Here is a 15,517-nt window from a genome sequence, read left to right on the forward strand (position 1 = left end):
TTCGCGCGTCCTGACGACCGGGTCTGCGGACGTCCGCAGGTGGGAGGAGGAGCGTCGGGGCGAGTGGGTGTCAGGGGTGCGGTGTCGGGGCTGGGCGGTGGATCGGGCCGGCCAGGTCCGTCAGCGGGAGGCCTGTGGCGCCCGTGCGGGAGGCCAGGACCTCGGCGAGGACCGAGACGGCGGTCTCGCCCGGGGTCGACGCGCCCAGGTCGAGGCCGATCGGGGCGTGCAGGCGGGCCAGCTCGTCGTCGGTGATGCCCCGCGCGACGAGCTCCGCGACGCGCCGGGTCTGCGTCCGGCGCGACCCCATCGCTCCCACGAACCCCGCCCCGGACCGCAGCGCGGCGAGCACCAGGTCGGCGTCGAACCGGTCGTCGTGCGCCATCACGCACACCACGTCGCGCGGGCCCAGCCGCTGCTGCGCGAGGTGCCGGACGGGCCAGTCGACGACCACCTCGTCGGCTCCGGGATGACGGCGCGGTGTGGCGAGCACGGCCCGGGCGTCGCACACCGTGACGCGGAAGCCCGCCGCTCGAGCGACGACGGCCAGCGCCGACGAGAACTCCAGCGCGCCGTAGACGACCATCCGGGGTGGCGCCGACGCGACCTCGACGAACACCTCGATCCCCCCGTCGGGGCCCTGGACGCGAACGATGCCGGACCGCATCGGCACGGGCACGTCGTCCGGCAGCGGGCCGTCGAGCGCCGTCACGAGCACGACCTCGTCCCCGCGGGCCGCCGCCGCCAGCACGGGGACGTCGGCCGGGCCGAGCTCGCGGGCGTGCACCCGCAGGACGCCGCCGCAGGTCAGGCCGACGGCGAACGCGTCCTCGTCGGTCACGCCGTACTCCTGCACGCCCGGCGGCGCACCGTCGAGCACCGCGGCGCACAGGTCGTACAGCGCGCCCTCGACGCATCCCCCGGCCACGCTGCCGAGCGCGGCGCCGGTGTCGTCGACGGCCATCGACGTGCCGACGACGGTGGGGGCGCTGCCGGTCATCGACAAGACGGTGGCGGCGGCGACCCGGTGGCCGGCGGTCAGCGTGGCCAGCAGGCGTCCGGCGATCTCGAGCACGGCGCACCTCCCGGACGCGACGGGGCACAGGGTGCGACGAGCCTAGACCGCGGGCGGGGCGCCCCGAGTAGCGTCGGCCCATCGTCCAGGAGGAAACGCGCATGTCACATCAGCCGGGCACACTGCGGCCATGACGGCTCGTCTGCACGCCCACCAGTACGGCAAGGCCGAGACGCGTGTGGTCCGGATCGTGCGCGACACGCCACGCCACGAGATCCGCGACCTCAACGTCTCGACGGCCCTGCGCGGGGACTTCGCGGCCGCGTACCTGGACGGCGACCAGTCGGCGGTGCTGCCCACGGACACGCAGAGGAACACGGCGTTCGCGTACGCGAAGGAGCACGGCGTGTCGTCGCCGGACGCGTTCGCCACCCTGCTGGCGCGGCACTTCGTCGACGACGTGGTCCCCGTCGCCGGCGCGCGGGTCGACGTCGAGGAGTACGCGTGGGTCCGCGTCGTCGTCGACGGTGTCGAGCACGACCACACGTGGGTGCGCAGCGGGCAGGAGGTCCGGACGGCCTCGGTGACCGCCGACGCCGACGGGACGACGGTGATCGCGGGCCTGAAGGACCTGACCGTGCTGAAGTCCACGGGCTCGCAGTTCCGGGGCTTCCTCACCGACGGGTACACGACGCTCCCGGAGACGTCGGACCGGGTGCTCGCGACGTCGCTGGTGGCCCAGTGGCGGTACGCGGGGACCGACGTCGACTTCGACGGGACGTACGCCCGGGTCCGCGAGGTCCTGCTCACGACGTTCGCCACCCAGCACTCCCTGGCGCTGCAGCAGACGTTGTGGCAGATGGGCGAGGCCGTCCTCGACGCCGTCGCCGAGGTGGTCGAGATCCGGTTCGCCGCACCGAACAAGCACCACTTCCTCGCGGACCTGAGCCCGTTCGGGCTCGAGAACCCGGGTGAGGTCTTCTTCGCGGCCGACCGGCCCTACGGGCTGATCGAGGCGGTGGTCGTCCGGGACGGCGCACCACCCGCGGGCGACGCCTGGACGCGATCGGTGGGTGCGCCGTGACCCCCGACGACGAGAGCTGGCTGTCGCAGGCCATCGCGCTCGCCACGGCCAACGTCGCCGACGGTGGCGGTCCCTTCGGCGCCGTCGTGGTGCGCGCCGGGGTCGTGATCGGCGCGGGCCAGAACCGGGTCACGCGCGACAACGACCCGACCGCGCACGCGGAGGTCCTGGCCATCCGCGCGGCGTGCCAGGCGATCGGGACCTTCTCGCTGGCGGGCGCGACCGTCTACACGTCCTGCGAGCCCTGCCCCCTGTGCCTGGCCGCGTGCCTGTGGGCGCGGGTCGATCGGGTCGTCTTCGCGGCCGACCGCACCGACGCCGCTCGCGCGGGCTTCGACGACAGCGTCTTCTACGACCTGTTCGAGTCCGATCCCGCGACCTGGCCGATGCCCGTGCTCGGGCACCGGGTCCCGACGGCGTCGACACCGATGGACGCGTGGCTGGCCCGGCCGACCCGCGACGAGTACTGAGCGGTCAGCTCCCGCGGTACGTCGAGTACGCGAACGGGCTGAGCAGCAACGGCACGTGGTGGTGCGCGTCGTCGGCCACGTCGAACACGACGGCGACCTCGGGGTGGAACCCCACCTGCCCGGTCGCCGCGAAGTACGCCGCCGTGTCGAACACGAACCGGTACCGGCCGGGCGGCACCGCGTCCGGACCGAGCGACCGCGCGCGCCCGTCGTCGTCGGTCACCCCGGCGGCGAGCTCGGTCCACGTCCCGGAGACGAGGACCGCCAGGGTCACGGGCATCCCGGCGGCGGGCCGGCCGAGGGTGGTGTCGAGGACGTGCGTCGTCAGCTGGCTCATGAGGCGAACAGGGTCGGCAGGCGCAGGAGCGCGATCTGACGGAGCTCGTCGGCGACCACGGCGGCCTCCTCGGCGTCGGAGAGGCCGAGCCGGCGGTGCAGCTCGGTGAGGATCTCCATGCGGCTGCGGCCGGCGGCGCGGATGAGGAAGATGCGACCGAACCGCCGCTCGTACGTCTCGTTGCCGACGGCCATGGCCTCGACCAGCGCGGGGTCGTCGGTGGCGGACGCGGCCTGCTCGGCGCTGCTCAGCCCGCTCGCCTTCTCGCCGATCCGGGGGTGGGCGGCGAGGGCCTCGTCGACCTCCGCCGGGGTCAGCCGCCGGGCGGCGAGGTCCGCGACCCCGACGAGCGCGTCGAGCGAGGGGTAGGGGCAGCCGGACGCGACCTCGTCGACCCAGCGCGTGACGTGCAGGGCGGTCGCCAGGAGCGTCCGTGTCTCGGGTCCGTCGTCGATCATCAAGGCCGCCTCCCGGTAGCGCTCCGCACGCGCGCACTGGCACCGTACGGGACGTGCCTCCCACCGACGCAAGCCTCAGCGGCATCGTGCTCGCGGCCGGGGCGGGCACGCGGCACGGCGGCTCGAAGGCGCTGGTGGTGCCGTGGCTCGCCGACGCGGTGCGGTTGCTGCTCGACGGCGGCTGCGCCCGCGTCGTGGTGGTCCTGGGCGCGGCGGCCGACGAGGCGCGAGAGCTGGTCCCCGACGACGCCCGGGTCACGGCGGTGGTCGCGCCGCGGTGGGTGGACGGGCTGGGCGAGTCGCTGCGCACGGGCCTCGCGCACGCGGGCGGCGACGCGGTCGTGGTCACGCTCGTGGACCTGCCCGGCACCCCGGTGAGCGTCGTCGAGCGCCTGACGACGGCGTGGGACCGGCGCACGCTCCGGCAGGCGGTCTACGACGGGCGCCCGGGTCATCCGGTGCTCATCGGCGCGGACCACTGGGCCCGGCTGTCCGACACGCTCTCGGGAGACCGCGGTGCGCGCGGCTACCTGGTCGTGCACGACGTCGTCGAGGTCGAGTGCGCCGACCTGCACGACGGGCTCGACGAGGACGTGTCGAGAAACGCGGAGCCCCCACGTCATGCCCCGACTGCACCCGACCCAGGAGGCCCACCGTGAAGTACCTGATCCTCATCCACTCCGACCCCAAGCCGTGGGCGCACCCGACGTCCCGGTTCACCGACGAGGGCCGCGCCCTGGACGTCGCCGAGCACGACGAGGCGGACCGCCGGTTCGACGGGCTGCTCGGGGAGCTGTCCGCGAGCGGCGAGCTCGTCACGGCGGAGGCCCTCGCCGACCCCGCGTCGGCCACCGTGTACCGCTGGCGAAGCGGCGACTCCCTGGCCAGCGAGGGCCCGTACGCGGAGACGCAGGAGCACCTGGCCGGGTTCTTCCTGGTCGACTGCGCCACGCGTGAGCGTGCGGAGGAGGTCGCGGCGCAGTTCGCCGGGCCGGGGAGCATCGCGGAGCTGCGGCCGGCGTACGTCTGGGAGTGAGCGTCTGCCGGAGCGCCCCGACGTGGAGGGGAGGGCCGTTCCGGCGGCACCGCTGACCAGGTCGAACGTCCCTGGTCGCCGCCGGTCGCCCCCGACAGGATCGTTCGTGTGAACGCACCCTGGTGGCGACTGCCGGACGCGAGCCGGCAGACCACGGCCGACCGCACCGTCCTGATCGAGACCGACGACGACTCCGCCGACCTCCTCCCGCCGTTCTACGACTGAGGAGCTACCCGACGGGCCTCGACCGCGTCGCGAACTCCTCCGACACCGGCGGCAGCAGGCAGAAGAGCAGCCCGACGGGGTCGACCATCACCGCGTAGTCGGCGTAGCGCGTGCGGACGGTGGCACCGAGCCCTTCCAGCCGTGCGATCTCGGCGTCGAGGTCGTCGGTCTCGAGGTCGAGGTGGACGCGCGGCCCGTCGTCACCGCCGATGCTCTGGGTGGCCACGTGCGGCAGCGCCGCGGCGCCTCGCAGCGCCACGAAGGGCTCGCCCGGGATCGGGTGCGGGGTCGCGTCGAGCGCCCCTGCCCAGAACGCGGTGACGGTGTCGATGTCCGCCGCGGGTGCGTCGATGATGACCTCGCGGAGCATGATCCGGTGCATGACGCGACCCTAGTGTCGGCCGGATGTCAGACGTAGGTTCGAACATGTGTTCGTGCGCTCCACCATCCTGCATGCCGACCTCGACGCCTTCTACGCGTCCGTCGAGCAGCGCGACGACCCCCGCCTGCGCAACCGGCCGGTCGCCGTGGGTGGCGGCGGGGTGATCCTGGCGGCCTCGTACGAGGCGAAGCGCCGCGGCGTGACGACGCCGATGGGTGGACGGCAGGCACGCGCGCTGTGCCCGGGCCTGATCATCGTGCGGCCGCGGTTCGACGCCTACGTCGAGGCCAGCAAGGCCGTGTTCGAGCTGTTCCACCAGACCACGCCGCTGGTGCAGGGCGTGTCCATCGACGAGGCGTTCCTCGACGTCGGCGGCCTGCACAAGATCGACGTCCCGCCGGTCGACATCGCGGCGCGGCTGCGCGCGCAGGTCCGGGACGTCGTCGGCCTGCCCATCACGGTCGGGGTGGCGCGCACGCCGTTCCTGGCCAAGGTCGCGTCGCGGGTGGCCAAGCCGGACGGTCTGCTGCTCGTGCTGCCGGCCGACGAGGACACGTTCCTCCACCCGCTGCCGGTGGAGATGCTCTGGGGCGTCGGTGAGGTGACGGCCACGAAGCTGCACGCGTACGGCCTGCGGACCGCCGGGGACGTCGCCCTGCTCCCCCAGTCGGTGCTCGTCGCGGCGCTCGGACCGGCCGGCGGGCGGCACCTGTACGCGGTCGTGCACGGGCACACCCCCGCGCAGGTCGTGGTCGGCCGGTCGCGCGGGTCCATCGGTGCGCAGCGCGCGATCGGGCACGGACCGCACGACCAGGCGTTCGTCCGGGCCGCACTGCTCGGGCTGGTCGACCGGGTGTGCCGACGGATGCGCACGGCGGACCGGATCGCGCGGACGGTCGTGCTCCGGCTGCGGTTCGAGGACTACACCAAGGCCACCCGGTCGCGGTCGCTCGCGGCTGCCACGGACTCGTCCGAGGACATCGCCGCCGCGGCCCTGGGCCTGCTGGAGGCCGCCGCGCCGCTGATCCGTGAGCGCGGCATCACGCTCGTGGGCGTCGCCCTGACGGGGCTGTCGTCGGACCGGTTCGTGCAGCTGGCCCTTCCCCTCGACCACCCCGACCACGGCGGGCTCGACGAGGCGGTCGACGCGGTCGCAGTGCGGTTCGGTACGCAGGCGGTGGTGCGCGCGAGCCTGCTGCGGCGCGGCGAGGGGATCGCGGTGCCGCTGCTTCCGGACGCGTGAGGCAGCACCGGCCGCGGCCACTGCCGGACGCGTGGGGCCGCGGCCCCGCGTGCCTCAGGACACGGACGCTGGCGCTCGGTGGTCGGGCAAGGCCTCGGGGGCGATGTCGTCGTACGCGTCGTCGGCGGGGTTGTCCGTGGAGCCGTCGGCACGGTCGTCGTCGGAGAACAGGTCCTCCGCGGACGCCGACGCGTACCGCTCCACGTCGAGGATCCCCTCGCGCTTCGCGACGACGGTCGGCACGAGTGCCTGCCCGGCGACGTTCACGGCCGTGCGGCCCATGTCGAGAATCGGGTCGATGGCCAGCAGCAGGCCGACGCCCGCCAGGGGCAGACCGAGGGTCGACAGGGTGAGGGTCAGCATGACCACGGCCCCGGTGAGGCCGGCGGTCGCGGCGGATCCGACCACGGACACGAACGCGATGAGCAGGTAGTCGGTGATCGACAGGTCGATGCCGAACAGCTGCGCGACGAAGATCGCGGAGATCGCCGGGTAGATCGAGGCGCAGCCGTCCATCTTCGTGGTCGCCGCCAGCGGCACCGCGAACGACGCGTACGAGCGCGGCACGCCCAGGTTGCGCTCGACGACGCGCTGCGTCACGGGCAACGTGCCGATCGAGGACCGAGAGACGAACGCGAGCTCGATCGCGGGCCATGCGCCGCGGAAGAAGCTGAGGATGCCGAGCCCGTTGCTGCGCAGGATGACCGGATAGACGACGAGCAGGACGAGCGCCAGGCCGACATAGATCGCCACGGCGAACGACCCGAGGGGTGCCAGGAGGTCCCAGCCGTAGGTCGCGACGGCGCGGCCGATGAGGCCGAGGGTGCCCAGCGGCGCGAGGCGGATGACCCACCACAGGATCTTCTGCACGACGGCGAGCGCTGACCGCGTGAAGCCGAGAAACGGCTCGGCGGCCTTCCCGCTGCGCAGCGCGGCGATGCCGACGACGATCGCGAGGACCACGATCTGCAGCACGTTGAACGAGATGCCGGTGGTAAGGGTCCCGTCGTCGGCGACCTGCGTGCTGGCGCCGAGGCCGAGGAAGTTGCTCGGGATCAGACCGTTGAGGAAGTCGAGCCAGCTGCCGCTGGTGCCCACCTCGGACCCGGCCTCGGGCCTCAGGGTCGAGCTGTTCCCCGGCTGGAAGACCAGGCCGAGGCCGATGCCGATGGCGACGGAGATCGCCGCGGTGATCGCGAACCACAGCAGCGTCTGCCAGGCGAGCCGCGCGGCGTTGGTGACCTGCTGAAGGTTGGCGATCGACGCGACGATCGCGAGAAAGACCAGCGGCGGCACGATCGCCTTGAGCAGCGTGACGAACGACGTGCCGATGGTGTCGAGCGTGGTGGTCAGCCAGTTCGGCTCCCCGGCGGTGGGACCCATCTGCAGCGCGACCCAGCCGAGCAGGACGCCCAGGCCGAGGCCGAGCAGGACCTGGACGGAGAAGGACGGGAGGTGCAGCCGGCGACGGCGCTGCGTGGTGGTCTCGGACACGGGGCTCCCCGGGGGGTGTGGCGGCGGCCGGTGTCTCCAGCCTCCGTTCGCAACCGGTCCACCCCGGCGTCTCTTCCGAGACGGTGATCACACCGCCGGGCAGATGTGCAACGTTGTAGAGAAGCCCTGTGCAACGTTGTAGAAATCTGCCAGTATGTCCACCGGTGAACCCCCACAAGGACGTGGAAGACGAGGAATCCCGATGAAGCGCACTCCCTTGGCCCTGGTCCTGATCGTGATCGCGAGCCTGCTCGGCCTGATCGGCCCGGCGAGCCCCGCGTCGGCCGGCGGGCACCCCCGGCCGCCCGCCGCCCGGCCCGTCGACCCCATCGCGCACGACCCCACGATGGTCAAGGAGAAGGGCTGGTACTACGTCGCCATCACCGGTGACGCCGCCTTCGACGACACGTACCTGCCGCTCAAGCGCTCGCGCGACCTGGTGCACTGGGAGGAGCTGGGCCCGGCGATCACCGAGCTCCCCGCCTGGGTCCTGGAGTCGCTGGGGGTCACTCCGGAGAACGCCCCGCGCGACGCCTGGGCGCCCGACCTGAGCTGGTCCGGCACGGAGTGGCGTCTCTACTACGCGGTGTCGCAGTTCGGCACCAACAACTCGGTGATCGGGCTGCTGACGTCGCCGACCCTCGCGAACGCACAGTGGGAGGACCGCGGCCTGGTGGTCCGCTCGCAGCCGGGCGTCGACACGTTCAACGCGATCGACCCGAACATCGTCGTGGACCACGACGGTGCGACCTGGCTCTCGTGGGGCTCGTTCTTCTCGGGGATCCACGTGATCCCGATCGACGTCGCCACCGGCAAGCCCGCCGACGGTGCGCAGCCCGTCCAGATCGCCCAGCGCCAGTTCGCGCCGAACGCCGAGGAGAACCCGACGATCGCGTGGCACGACGGGTACTACTACCTGTTCGTGTCCTGGGACTACTGCTGCCGCAGCGTCGAGAGCGACTACCGCACGATCGTCGGCCGCTCGGCCGCACTGACCGGTCCCTACGTCGACGCCGACGGAGTCCCGCTGCTCGGCGGCAAGGGCGGCACGGAGATCCTGCGCGGCTACAACGAGTTCGTCGGCGCCGGCGGCGGCGACCTGCTCATGGACAAGAACGGCCGTACCGGGTACTTCGTCAACCACTACTACGACGCGACCGACGGCGGAGCGCCCCGCCTCAACGTCCGCACGCTGACCTGGGGCAAGGACGGCTGGCCCGTCATCAGCGACCCGATCAACCCCAGCCGCTCGATCGGCCACGGCGACCCGTTCGTGCAGCTGGTGCCGCGCGACGGCACAGCGGTCGTCGAGAACGCCGGCTGCGGGTACGAGGGCGCCAACGTCGCCCTCTGGCACGACCTCGAGAACGCCTGCCAGCAGTGGCAGCTCTCGGACCGCGGCACCGGGACCCGGCTCCTCAACCGGTTCAGCAACAACGTCGCCGAGGTGGGCGCGTGCCAGAACGTCGACGGCGGCACCGTCGCGCAGTGGGGGTGGCTCGGGTTCCTGCCGAACAACGACTGCCAGCGGTGGAGCTTCGCGGCGGCAGGCGACGGCTGGACGACGATCGCCAGCGTGCTGCCGGGCAACCGCGTCTGGACGGTCCAGGGCGGACCGGTGGCGGGCGCCGACGTGGCGATCAGCACGCCGACGGGCGGCACCGACCAGCAGTTCCGCATCGAACCGGTCGGCGAGGTGCTGCTGGCGAGCCCGACGGACGCGAACCGGACGTTGGGGGTGACGCGGTGCAGTGCGCAGCACGGTCCCGGCGCCGGCAGGGTCGCCTTCGAGCCCCGCGACACACGGGCGTGCCAGACGTGGCAGGTCGAGTCCGTGCCCGGGACCGCCGGCTACACCGTCCGCAACGTCGAGGCCGACGTCAAGCGCGGGCAGGTCGCGTGCCTGGGCTCCGACCTGACCCTGGTCCGCACGCGCGACGGCGCCGGGTGCGGCACCTGGACGCTGCTGCCGACGGACGACGGGACCTGGTCGCTGAGCAGCGGCGGGACCACGCAGGCGGTGCGCGTGCTGCTGCCCTGACCTGCGAGAGCCTGTCGGCGACGAGATACTGACCGGATCCACCGCCCGACAGGAGCACACCGTGCCGAAGACCACGCAGACCCTGGACGTGCCCGGAGCGACCCTCGCCTACGACGTCCGAGGTGCGCTCCCGGCGGCCGACGGACGGCTCCCGCTGCTGCTCGTCGGCCAGCCGATGGACGCGTCGGGCTTCGGCACCCTCGCCTCCTGGCTCCCGGACCGGACGATCGTGACGTACGACCCCCGCGGGCTCGGACGCAGCACGCGCAGCGACGGCGACGTCACGAACACGCCTCAGCAGCAGGCCGAGGACCTGCACGCGCTCATCGGGGAGCTCGGCGGGACCGTCGACCTGTTCGGCAGCAGCGGCGGCGCCGTGACCGGGCTGCACCTGGTGGCGACGTACCCCGACGACGTCGGCACGTTCGTCGCGCACGAACCGCCCGTGCTCGCCGTCCTGCCCGACGCCGAGCAGGCGTTCGCCGCGGAGCGGCGCGTCCAGGAGGTGTACCGCGATCGCGGCTGGGGTGCGGGCATGGCGGCGTTCATCGCCCTGACGTCCGTGCAGGGCGAGTTCACGTCCGACTTCGGCCGCGAGCTCCCCACTGCGTCCACGTTCGGCCTGCCGGCCGACGACGACGGGTCCCGCGTCGACCCTCTGCTGTCGGGTGCGTCCAACGCGGTCACGGCCTACCGGCCCGACGTCGCCGCGCTGACCGCCGGCTCGGCGCGCGTGGTCGTCGCGGGCGGCATCGAGAGCCACGACACGCTGACGTGGCGCACGTCGGCGGCACTGGCCGACGCGCTCGGTCAGGAGCTGACCGTGTTCCCCAGCAACCACGGCGGCTTCCTGGGTGGCGAGTTCGGCCAGGAGGGCCAGCCGGAGGCGTTCGCCGCGCGGCTGCGCGAGATCCTCGACGCCGCAGGCTGAGCGCGGGGGCCCAGCGGGTGGACGATGGGGCGATCACCCGCCGACCAAGGAGTCGAGATGGCATCGCAGGACGAGCGCGCGACAGGGATGGACCTCCAGAAGCTGATCCGGCTGATCACGTTGGCGGTGGCGGTCGCGGCCGTCGTCAAGGAGCTACGGACGCCGCCCGAGGAACGGACGTGGAACGGCGTCCTCGGCTTCGTGCCGTACGACTTCCGCGTCCCGACCCTCGCGCGGGTCAAGGAGCGCATGTGGGACCCGGAGGGTGCACACCTGATCAGCCCGCGCGTGTTCGGCGTCGGGTGGACCCTGAACGTCGGCCGGCTCGTCGAGCTCGCCCGGCAGCGGGTCGCCGCCGCCGGCTGACCCTGCGGGGCCTGTGAGCCGCACCTACGCTCGGGAGGGTCTGCGAGACCGAGCCACGGGAGGACGTTCATGGGCACCATCACCACGACGGACGGCACGGAGATCTTCTACAAGGACTGGGGCTCGGGCCAGCCGCTCGTCTTCAGCCACGGCTGGCCGTTGTCGGCCGACGACTGGGACACACAGCTGCTGTTCTTCCTCCAGCACGGGTACCGGGTCATCGCGCACGACCGCCGCGGACACGGCCGCTCCACCCAGACGAGCGACGGCCACGACATGGACCACTACGCCGACGACCTGGCGGCGCTCACCGCGCACCTGGACCTGCACGACGCCGTCCACATCGGGCACTCCACCGGGGGTGGCGAGGTCGTGCACTACATCGCGCGGCACGGCGAGAGCCGGGTCGCCAAGGCGGTGCTGATCAGCGCGGTCCCGCCGATCATGGTGCAGACGGAGGCGAACCCGGGCGGCCTGCCGAAGGAGGTCTTCGACGGGCTGCAGGAGCAGGTGGCCACCAACCGGTCGAGCTTCTACCGTGACCTGGCCGCGACCCAGTTCTACGGGTTCAACCGCCCGGGCCGCGAGCCGTCGGAGGCGATCATCGAGAACTGGTGGCGCCAGGGGATGATGGGCGGCGCGAAGGCGCACTACGACGGCATCGTCGCGTTCTCCCAGACCGACTTCACGGAGGACCTGACGAAGATCACCGTCCCCGTGCTCGTCATGCACGGTGACGACGACCAGGTGGTCCCCTACGCCGACTCCGGCCCCCTGTCCGCCGAGCTCCTCCAGAACGGCACCCTGAAGACGTACGCCGGGTTCCCGCACGGGATGCCGACGACGGAGGCCGCGACGATCAACGCGGACCTGCTGGAGTTCCTCCGGTCCTGAGCGGATGACGAGGGCGGCCGTGCGGCCGCCCTCGTCGTGCGTCAGCGCCGTCCGCGCATCGCGTCCAGCACCACCGTGAACACGTCGGTGTTGTCCTGCGCGCGAGCGAGCCGCTCCGCCTGCGGGCCCTCCGCGGTCAGCGGGGTGGCCGCACCGGTGTGGCCACCGGTCGTCCAGTCGACCGTGAACTCCAGGTCGCTGTCCGCGATCGGGAACGGGCCGTCCTCGAGGCTCTGGGTGACCCCGGGATCCGTGCTCGCGGTGTCGCCGGACTCGTCGTCCGGGTCGACGTTCTCGATCGCCAGCCCGCCCGTCTCGTGGTCGCCGACGACGACCACCAGGGTGTCCTTGTGCTTCGCGACGTACTCGCGGACCAGCGCCACGGTCGCGTCGAGGGCCTGCCCGGCCTGGAGGGTGCGAGCAGCGTTGTTGGCGTGCGCGAACTCGTCGATGGCCTCCTCCTCGACGAGCAGGAAGAACCCCTGCCGGTCGCGCGAGAGGATGTCGAGCGCCTTCGCGGTCATGGTCGTCAGCGGCACCACCGGGGCGTACTCGTCGCCCTGCCCCTCCGGGAACTGCTCGAACATCTCCTCGTTGGCGAACAGGCCGAGGACCTTGTCGGACCGCGTCGCAGCGAGCTCGCCGGGGGTGCTGACGTAGTCGTAGCCCCCGGCCTCGGCCTTCTCGACGAGGTTCCCGAACCGGCTCCGGCTGACTTCCGGCCGGGGGTCCGCCGGGTCGTCGGGGTACGCCCCGGGGTTCCCCTCGGGGAACCACCAGTCCTCTCCGCCGCCCAGGATCACGTCGGGCTTGGTCACCTCGATGAACTGCCGGGCGATCTCGCTCTGGTCGCCGCGGTCGGGGACGTGGGACCCGAACGCGGCGGGAGTGGCGTCCGTGACCTGCGCCGTGGTGACCAGCCCGGTCGCCTTGCGCAGGTCCTTCGCGTGCTCCAGGAGCGTCTTGACCGGGTTGCCGTCCACGTCCACCGACACCGCGCCGTTGTAGGTCAGGACGCCTGCCGCGAACGCCGTGGCGCCGGCGGCCGAGTCGGTGACGGCCTCCTCCGGGTCCAGCGAGTCGGTGTGCGTCCACCCGGCGTACCGCAGCGAGTCCATCTGCAGCTGCCCGTCCTTGCCGACGGTCGCCAGCCGCGTGGCGTCCCGCGCTGCGAGGCTCAGGCCGTCGCCGACCATGAAGATCACGTTCTTCGCGACGGCCCGGTCACCGCCGCGGCCGTGGTCCCGTTCGTCGCGGTCACCGCCACCGGCGATCCCGGTGGTGGTGAGCCCTGCTGCGAGCACGGCTGCGCTGCCGGCTCCTACCCAAGTGCGTCGTGAGTTGAGCATCGTGTGCCGTCCCTCGGACTTCGTCGTCCCTCTCGGCGTCGGCCCGGTTCTGGACCGTGCCGTCCATCGTTCGACCGTTCGGGTGAACGCGCATCCCGGGGCGGTACCTACGGCCGCGGCGGGCGGCAGACGACGACCTGGAGGCCGCCGCGGTGGCGCCGCGCAGGCGGCCGGCGTCGAGTGCTGCTCCCGGTCGACGCAGGCTAGGCGAACCGTACCGCGATCCCCGGGTAGTCCACGACCAGGCCGGTGTCGTCGTAGTCGAGCACCGCCTCGAACCCGCCCTCCGACGTGTACGCGAAGCGGTGGTCGTCCAGTCGTCGGTACGTCTGGTCCAGCCGACGGACCGCCAGGTCGGACGCCTGGACGTACACCGCGGACGCTGCGACGACCTCGCCCACGGGCATCGTCAGCCGATGGACGGGCAGCGTGTTGGTGCAGGCCGACGCCTCGAGGTCGACGTCGACGAGCCCGTCCAGGTGGGGTGCGGGTGCACCGTCGACCGTCCAGGTACCCCGACCGTCCGAGAGCAGGTGCACGGAGCGGAGCCCCACCACGGTGTCCGACGTGACGCTCGCCTCCCGGACGACCCACCCGTCGTCGAGCGTGATCTCGTACGTCACCGCGTACGCCCGGCCGTCCTCGACCGCGGACGTGTGCCCGCGCAGCCGACCCGGCTCCAGGTACACCACCTCGAACCCGTCGACGGCGTCGACGAAGCGCCACGCAGCGAACGACGGAAGCATGGGCTGTCCCCCCTCTCAGGCGGCGTCGAACACCTGGCCGTTCGCCGGGAAGTCCGCGAGCGCGGTCGGTTTCGGTGATCCGGTGGCCCAGCGCTCGTCGAGCACGTCCGGGTCGACGACGAGCTCCGGCCAGCGCATGGGGATGCCCGCGGCCGCGGTCAGCCGACGACGGTCCATCACCTGCACGTGCAGGTGCGGCTCGGAGGTGTTCCCGGTGTTCCCCACGGCGGCGATCGGCTGCCCGGCGACCACCCGGTCACCGACGGACACCGTCACCGAGCCGCGGCGCAGGTGTGCGTATGCGGCGAACGTGCCGTCACCGTGCTCGACGACCACGTGGTTGCCGAGGATGAGCGGGGCGCCGACGACCTCCCGCACGAGGGCCTCCGCCGTCATCATCCAGACGAGCGCGGGCCAGGTGTCCCGGCCGCGGTGGTCCCGCTGCCGGTCGGCAGCCTCGACGACCGTCCCCGCCGCCATCGCGTGCACGGGTGCACCGAACGACGGGTAGGACTCCGGACGGCGCGTCCGGGGGGACCAGCCGGTCCTCGTCGGCGCGGACGGGGACGGCTGCAGCAGGTCGACCGCGTACGCCTGTCCGTACGCGTTGACGCCGTGGCTCGGCACCGACGTCCCGGGGCTGTTCAGCGCCACCCAGCGACCGCGCACCGGTGGCGCAAGGTCGACGGGTGCGTGCTCCGAGCGCGGTGGGCGCACGAGGAACAGCAGCACGGGCACCACCATGAGAGCCAGGTCCCACGGCCTCGGGATGTCGAGGGCGAGGTTGGCGACCACCGCCAGGACGAACAGCCGCACCCACCAGGTCTGCAGCGTCGATCGTGCGTTTCATCGTCGTGCTCCCATCACGAGGACGAGCAGGGGGACCACGCGGGCGACCGGCACCTCATACCGCCCGCCGCCGACCGCGCGGAGCCAGCCCGCCGCGACCAGCTGGCGCAGGTGGTGGTACACCTGCCCGCTCGTCCCCACACCCTCGGTGTCCATCAGGTCGTTGGCGGTGCCGACACCGGACAGCACCCTGCCGAGCAGCCGCAGCCGCACGGGATGGCCGAGCGCGGCGAACACGTCGGCGTGGTCGGACCAGTCCTCGTCGAGCAGCTCGTCCGTGCCGGCCGCCGACTGCCACCGTGCCACGCGACGGTCGGGCAGCGTCACCGCTCCGGTGAGCAGCACGGCCCCCGGCTCGCCCACCCGCTCCTGCAGCCCGTCGAGCGCCCAGAAGACGTCCGGGTCGGGCACGTGCGCCGACACGGGTCGCTGGCGTGCCCTCTCGAGGTCCGCGACGCGCTGCTCGAGCGCAGCGAGGCGGTCGTCGTCATCGGTCATATCTCGATGATATCGAGATTACGTAATTCTTGCGACCGCACGAGGGCGCCGAGGGACGCGCATCGAGCAGTGGTCCGTGCAGGCCGATCGGCCGACACC

The 15,517-nt window shown here is 72.7% G+C and carries 18 protein-coding genes; 9 read left to right on the forward strand and 9 right to left on the reverse strand.

Annotation, left to right across the window (positions count from 1 at the left end; translation table 11 throughout):
- Positions 1-70: 70 nt before the first annotated feature.
- Positions 71-1,075 carry an XdhC family protein gene (locus ASF78_RS16900; protein ID WP_056592127.1) on the reverse strand — a complete coding sequence of 335 codons (1,005 nt, stop codon included), beginning with the start codon at positions 1,073-1,075 and terminating at the stop codon, positions 71-73.
- A gap of 130 nt (positions 1,076-1,205) precedes the next feature.
- Here ASF78_RS16900 and pucL point away from each other — a divergent pair, with 130 nt between their 5' ends.
- Complete coding sequence (pucL, locus tag ASF78_RS16905) at positions 1,206-2,099, forward strand: factor-independent urate hydroxylase (RefSeq protein ID WP_056592130.1); 894 nt, start codon at positions 1,206-1,208, stop codon at positions 2,097-2,099.
- Positions 2,096-2,569 (forward strand): nucleoside deaminase, encoded by a 474-nt coding sequence (locus tag ASF78_RS16910; protein ID WP_056592132.1) that lies wholly within the window; start codon positions 2,096-2,098, stop codon positions 2,567-2,569. The genes pucL and ASF78_RS16910 overlap by 4 nt, the downstream gene beginning before the upstream one ends.
- Positions 2,570-2,573: 4 nt before the next feature.
- On the opposite strand, the gene uraH is transcribed toward ASF78_RS16910, so the two are convergent.
- Together uraH and ASF78_RS16920 are read right to left on the reverse strand one after the other, a co-directional pair.
- Positions 2,574-2,906 carry a hydroxyisourate hydrolase gene (gene uraH / locus ASF78_RS16915; RefSeq protein WP_056592135.1) on the reverse strand — a complete coding sequence of 111 codons (333 nt, stop codon included), beginning with the start codon at positions 2,904-2,906 and terminating at the stop codon, positions 2,574-2,576.
- Positions 2,903-3,364, reverse strand: coding sequence for a 2-oxo-4-hydroxy-4-carboxy-5-ureidoimidazoline decarboxylase (locus tag ASF78_RS16920; protein ID WP_056592138.1), 462 nt, complete (start codon positions 3,362-3,364; stop codon positions 2,903-2,905). The genes uraH and ASF78_RS16920 overlap by 4 nt, the downstream gene beginning before the upstream one ends.
- Before the next feature lie 53 nt (positions 3,365-3,417).
- Here ASF78_RS16920 and ASF78_RS16925 point away from each other — a divergent pair, with 53 nt between their 5' ends.
- Together ASF78_RS16925 and ASF78_RS16930 are read left to right on the forward strand one after the other, a co-directional pair.
- On the forward strand, positions 3,418-4,023 hold the full coding sequence (locus tag ASF78_RS16925; RefSeq protein ID WP_056592141.1) for an NTP transferase domain-containing protein: 606 nt from the start codon (positions 3,418-3,420) through the stop codon (positions 4,021-4,023).
- A complete protein-coding gene (locus ASF78_RS16930; protein ID WP_056592144.1) occupies positions 4,020-4,400 on the forward strand; it encodes a YciI family protein in 381 nt (126 codons plus the stop codon). The genes ASF78_RS16925 and ASF78_RS16930 overlap by 4 nt, the downstream gene beginning before the upstream one ends.
- Positions 4,401-4,629: 229 nt before the next feature.
- Here ASF78_RS16930 and ASF78_RS16935 read toward each other — a convergent pair whose 3' ends face one another.
- The gene (locus tag ASF78_RS16935) at positions 4,630-5,007 is read right to left on the reverse strand and encodes a VOC family protein (protein ID WP_056592147.1); all 378 of its coding nucleotides are present in this window, start codon (positions 5,005-5,007) and stop codon (positions 4,630-4,632) included.
- A 52-nt stretch (positions 5,008-5,059) separates the two neighbouring features.
- Between ASF78_RS16935 and dinB the strand changes: the two genes are divergently transcribed.
- Positions 5,060-6,250 carry a DNA polymerase IV gene (dinB, locus tag ASF78_RS16940; RefSeq protein ID WP_369816343.1) on the forward strand — a complete coding sequence of 397 codons (1,191 nt, stop codon included), beginning with the start codon at positions 5,060-5,062 and terminating at the stop codon, positions 6,248-6,250.
- A gap of 54 nt (positions 6,251-6,304) precedes the next feature.
- Here the strand turns inward: dinB and ASF78_RS16945 are convergent, their stop codons facing one another.
- Entirely contained in the window at positions 6,305-7,744 is a 1,440-nt protein-coding gene (locus ASF78_RS16945; RefSeq protein WP_056592153.1) for a dicarboxylate/amino acid:cation symporter, read from the reverse strand.
- Positions 7,745-7,946: 202 nt separating this feature from the next.
- Here ASF78_RS16945 and ASF78_RS16950 point away from each other — a divergent pair, with 202 nt between their 5' ends.
- The 4 genes from ASF78_RS16950 (at position 7,947) to ASF78_RS16965 (ending at position 11,976) form a co-directional block, all read left to right on the forward strand.
- The gene (locus tag ASF78_RS16950) at positions 7,947-9,785 is read left to right on the forward strand and encodes a family 43 glycosylhydrolase (RefSeq protein WP_162243370.1); all 1,839 of its coding nucleotides are present in this window, start codon (positions 7,947-7,949) and stop codon (positions 9,783-9,785) included.
- A gap of 61 nt (positions 9,786-9,846) precedes the next feature.
- Complete coding sequence (locus ASF78_RS16955) at positions 9,847-10,716, forward strand: alpha/beta fold hydrolase (RefSeq protein ID WP_056592158.1); 870 nt, start codon at positions 9,847-9,849, stop codon at positions 10,714-10,716.
- A gap of 57 nt (positions 10,717-10,773) precedes the next feature.
- The gene (locus ASF78_RS16960) at positions 10,774-11,082 is read left to right on the forward strand and encodes a DUF5808 domain-containing protein (protein WP_056592161.1); all 309 of its coding nucleotides are present in this window, start codon (positions 10,774-10,776) and stop codon (positions 11,080-11,082) included.
- A gap of 69 nt (positions 11,083-11,151) precedes the next feature.
- On the forward strand, positions 11,152-11,976 hold the full coding sequence (locus tag ASF78_RS16965; protein ID WP_056592164.1) for an alpha/beta fold hydrolase: 825 nt from the start codon (positions 11,152-11,154) through the stop codon (positions 11,974-11,976).
- Positions 11,977-12,017: 41 nt separating this feature from the next.
- Here the strand turns inward: ASF78_RS16965 and ASF78_RS16970 are convergent, their stop codons facing one another.
- From ASF78_RS16970 to ASF78_RS16985, 4 genes are all read right to left on the reverse strand, one after another.
- A complete protein-coding gene (locus ASF78_RS16970; protein WP_200940640.1) occupies positions 12,018-13,280 on the reverse strand; it encodes an alkaline phosphatase in 1,263 nt (420 codons plus the stop codon).
- A gap of 248 nt (positions 13,281-13,528) precedes the next feature.
- Positions 13,529-14,071, reverse strand: a complete 543-nt coding sequence (locus ASF78_RS16975; protein ID WP_056592170.1) for a putative glycolipid-binding domain-containing protein — start codon at positions 14,069-14,071, stop codon at positions 13,529-13,531.
- A gap of 15 nt (positions 14,072-14,086) precedes the next feature.
- Entirely contained in the window at positions 14,087-14,887 is an 801-nt protein-coding gene (locus tag ASF78_RS16980; protein WP_056592173.1) for a M23 family metallopeptidase, read from the reverse strand.
- Positions 14,888-14,917: 30 nt separating this feature from the next.
- The gene (locus tag ASF78_RS16985; protein ID WP_056592176.1) at positions 14,918-15,418 is read right to left on the reverse strand and encodes a helix-turn-helix transcriptional regulator; all 501 of its coding nucleotides are present in this window, start codon (positions 15,416-15,418) and stop codon (positions 14,918-14,920) included.
- Positions 15,419-15,517: the final 99 nt, after the last annotated feature.

The organism is Cellulomonas sp. Leaf334 (assembly GCF_001424195.1).
Classification (GTDB): domain Bacteria; phylum Actinomycetota; class Actinomycetes; order Actinomycetales; family Cellulomonadaceae; genus Cellulomonas.

Coding starts and splice junctions, on each gene's coding strand:
- pucL (WP_056592130.1), top strand. CDS start 1,206: ATGACGGCTCGTCTGCACGCCCACCAGTACGGCAAGGCCGAGACGCGT.
- uraH (WP_056592135.1), bottom strand. CDS start 2,906: ATGAGCCAGCTGACGACGCACGTCCTCGACACCACCCTCGGCCGGCCC.
- ASF78_RS16920 (WP_056592138.1), bottom strand. CDS start 3,364: ATGATCGACGACGGACCCGAGACACGGACGCTCCTGGCGACCGCCCTG.
- ASF78_RS16935 (WP_056592147.1), bottom strand. CDS start 5,007: ATGCACCGGATCATGCTCCGCGAGGTCATCATCGACGCACCCGCGGCG.
- ASF78_RS16950 (WP_162243370.1), top strand. CDS start 7,947: ATGAAGCGCACTCCCTTGGCCCTGGTCCTGATCGTGATCGCGAGCCTG.
- ASF78_RS16960 (WP_056592161.1), top strand. CDS start 10,774: ATGGCATCGCAGGACGAGCGCGCGACAGGGATGGACCTCCAGAAGCTG.
- ASF78_RS16965 (WP_056592164.1), top strand. CDS start 11,152: ATGGGCACCATCACCACGACGGACGGCACGGAGATCTTCTACAAGGAC.
- ASF78_RS16975 (WP_056592170.1), bottom strand. CDS start 14,071: ATGCTTCCGTCGTTCGCTGCGTGGCGCTTCGTCGACGCCGTCGACGGG.
- ASF78_RS16985 (WP_056592176.1), bottom strand. CDS start 15,418: ATGACCGATGACGACGACCGCCTCGCTGCGCTCGAGCAGCGCGTCGCG.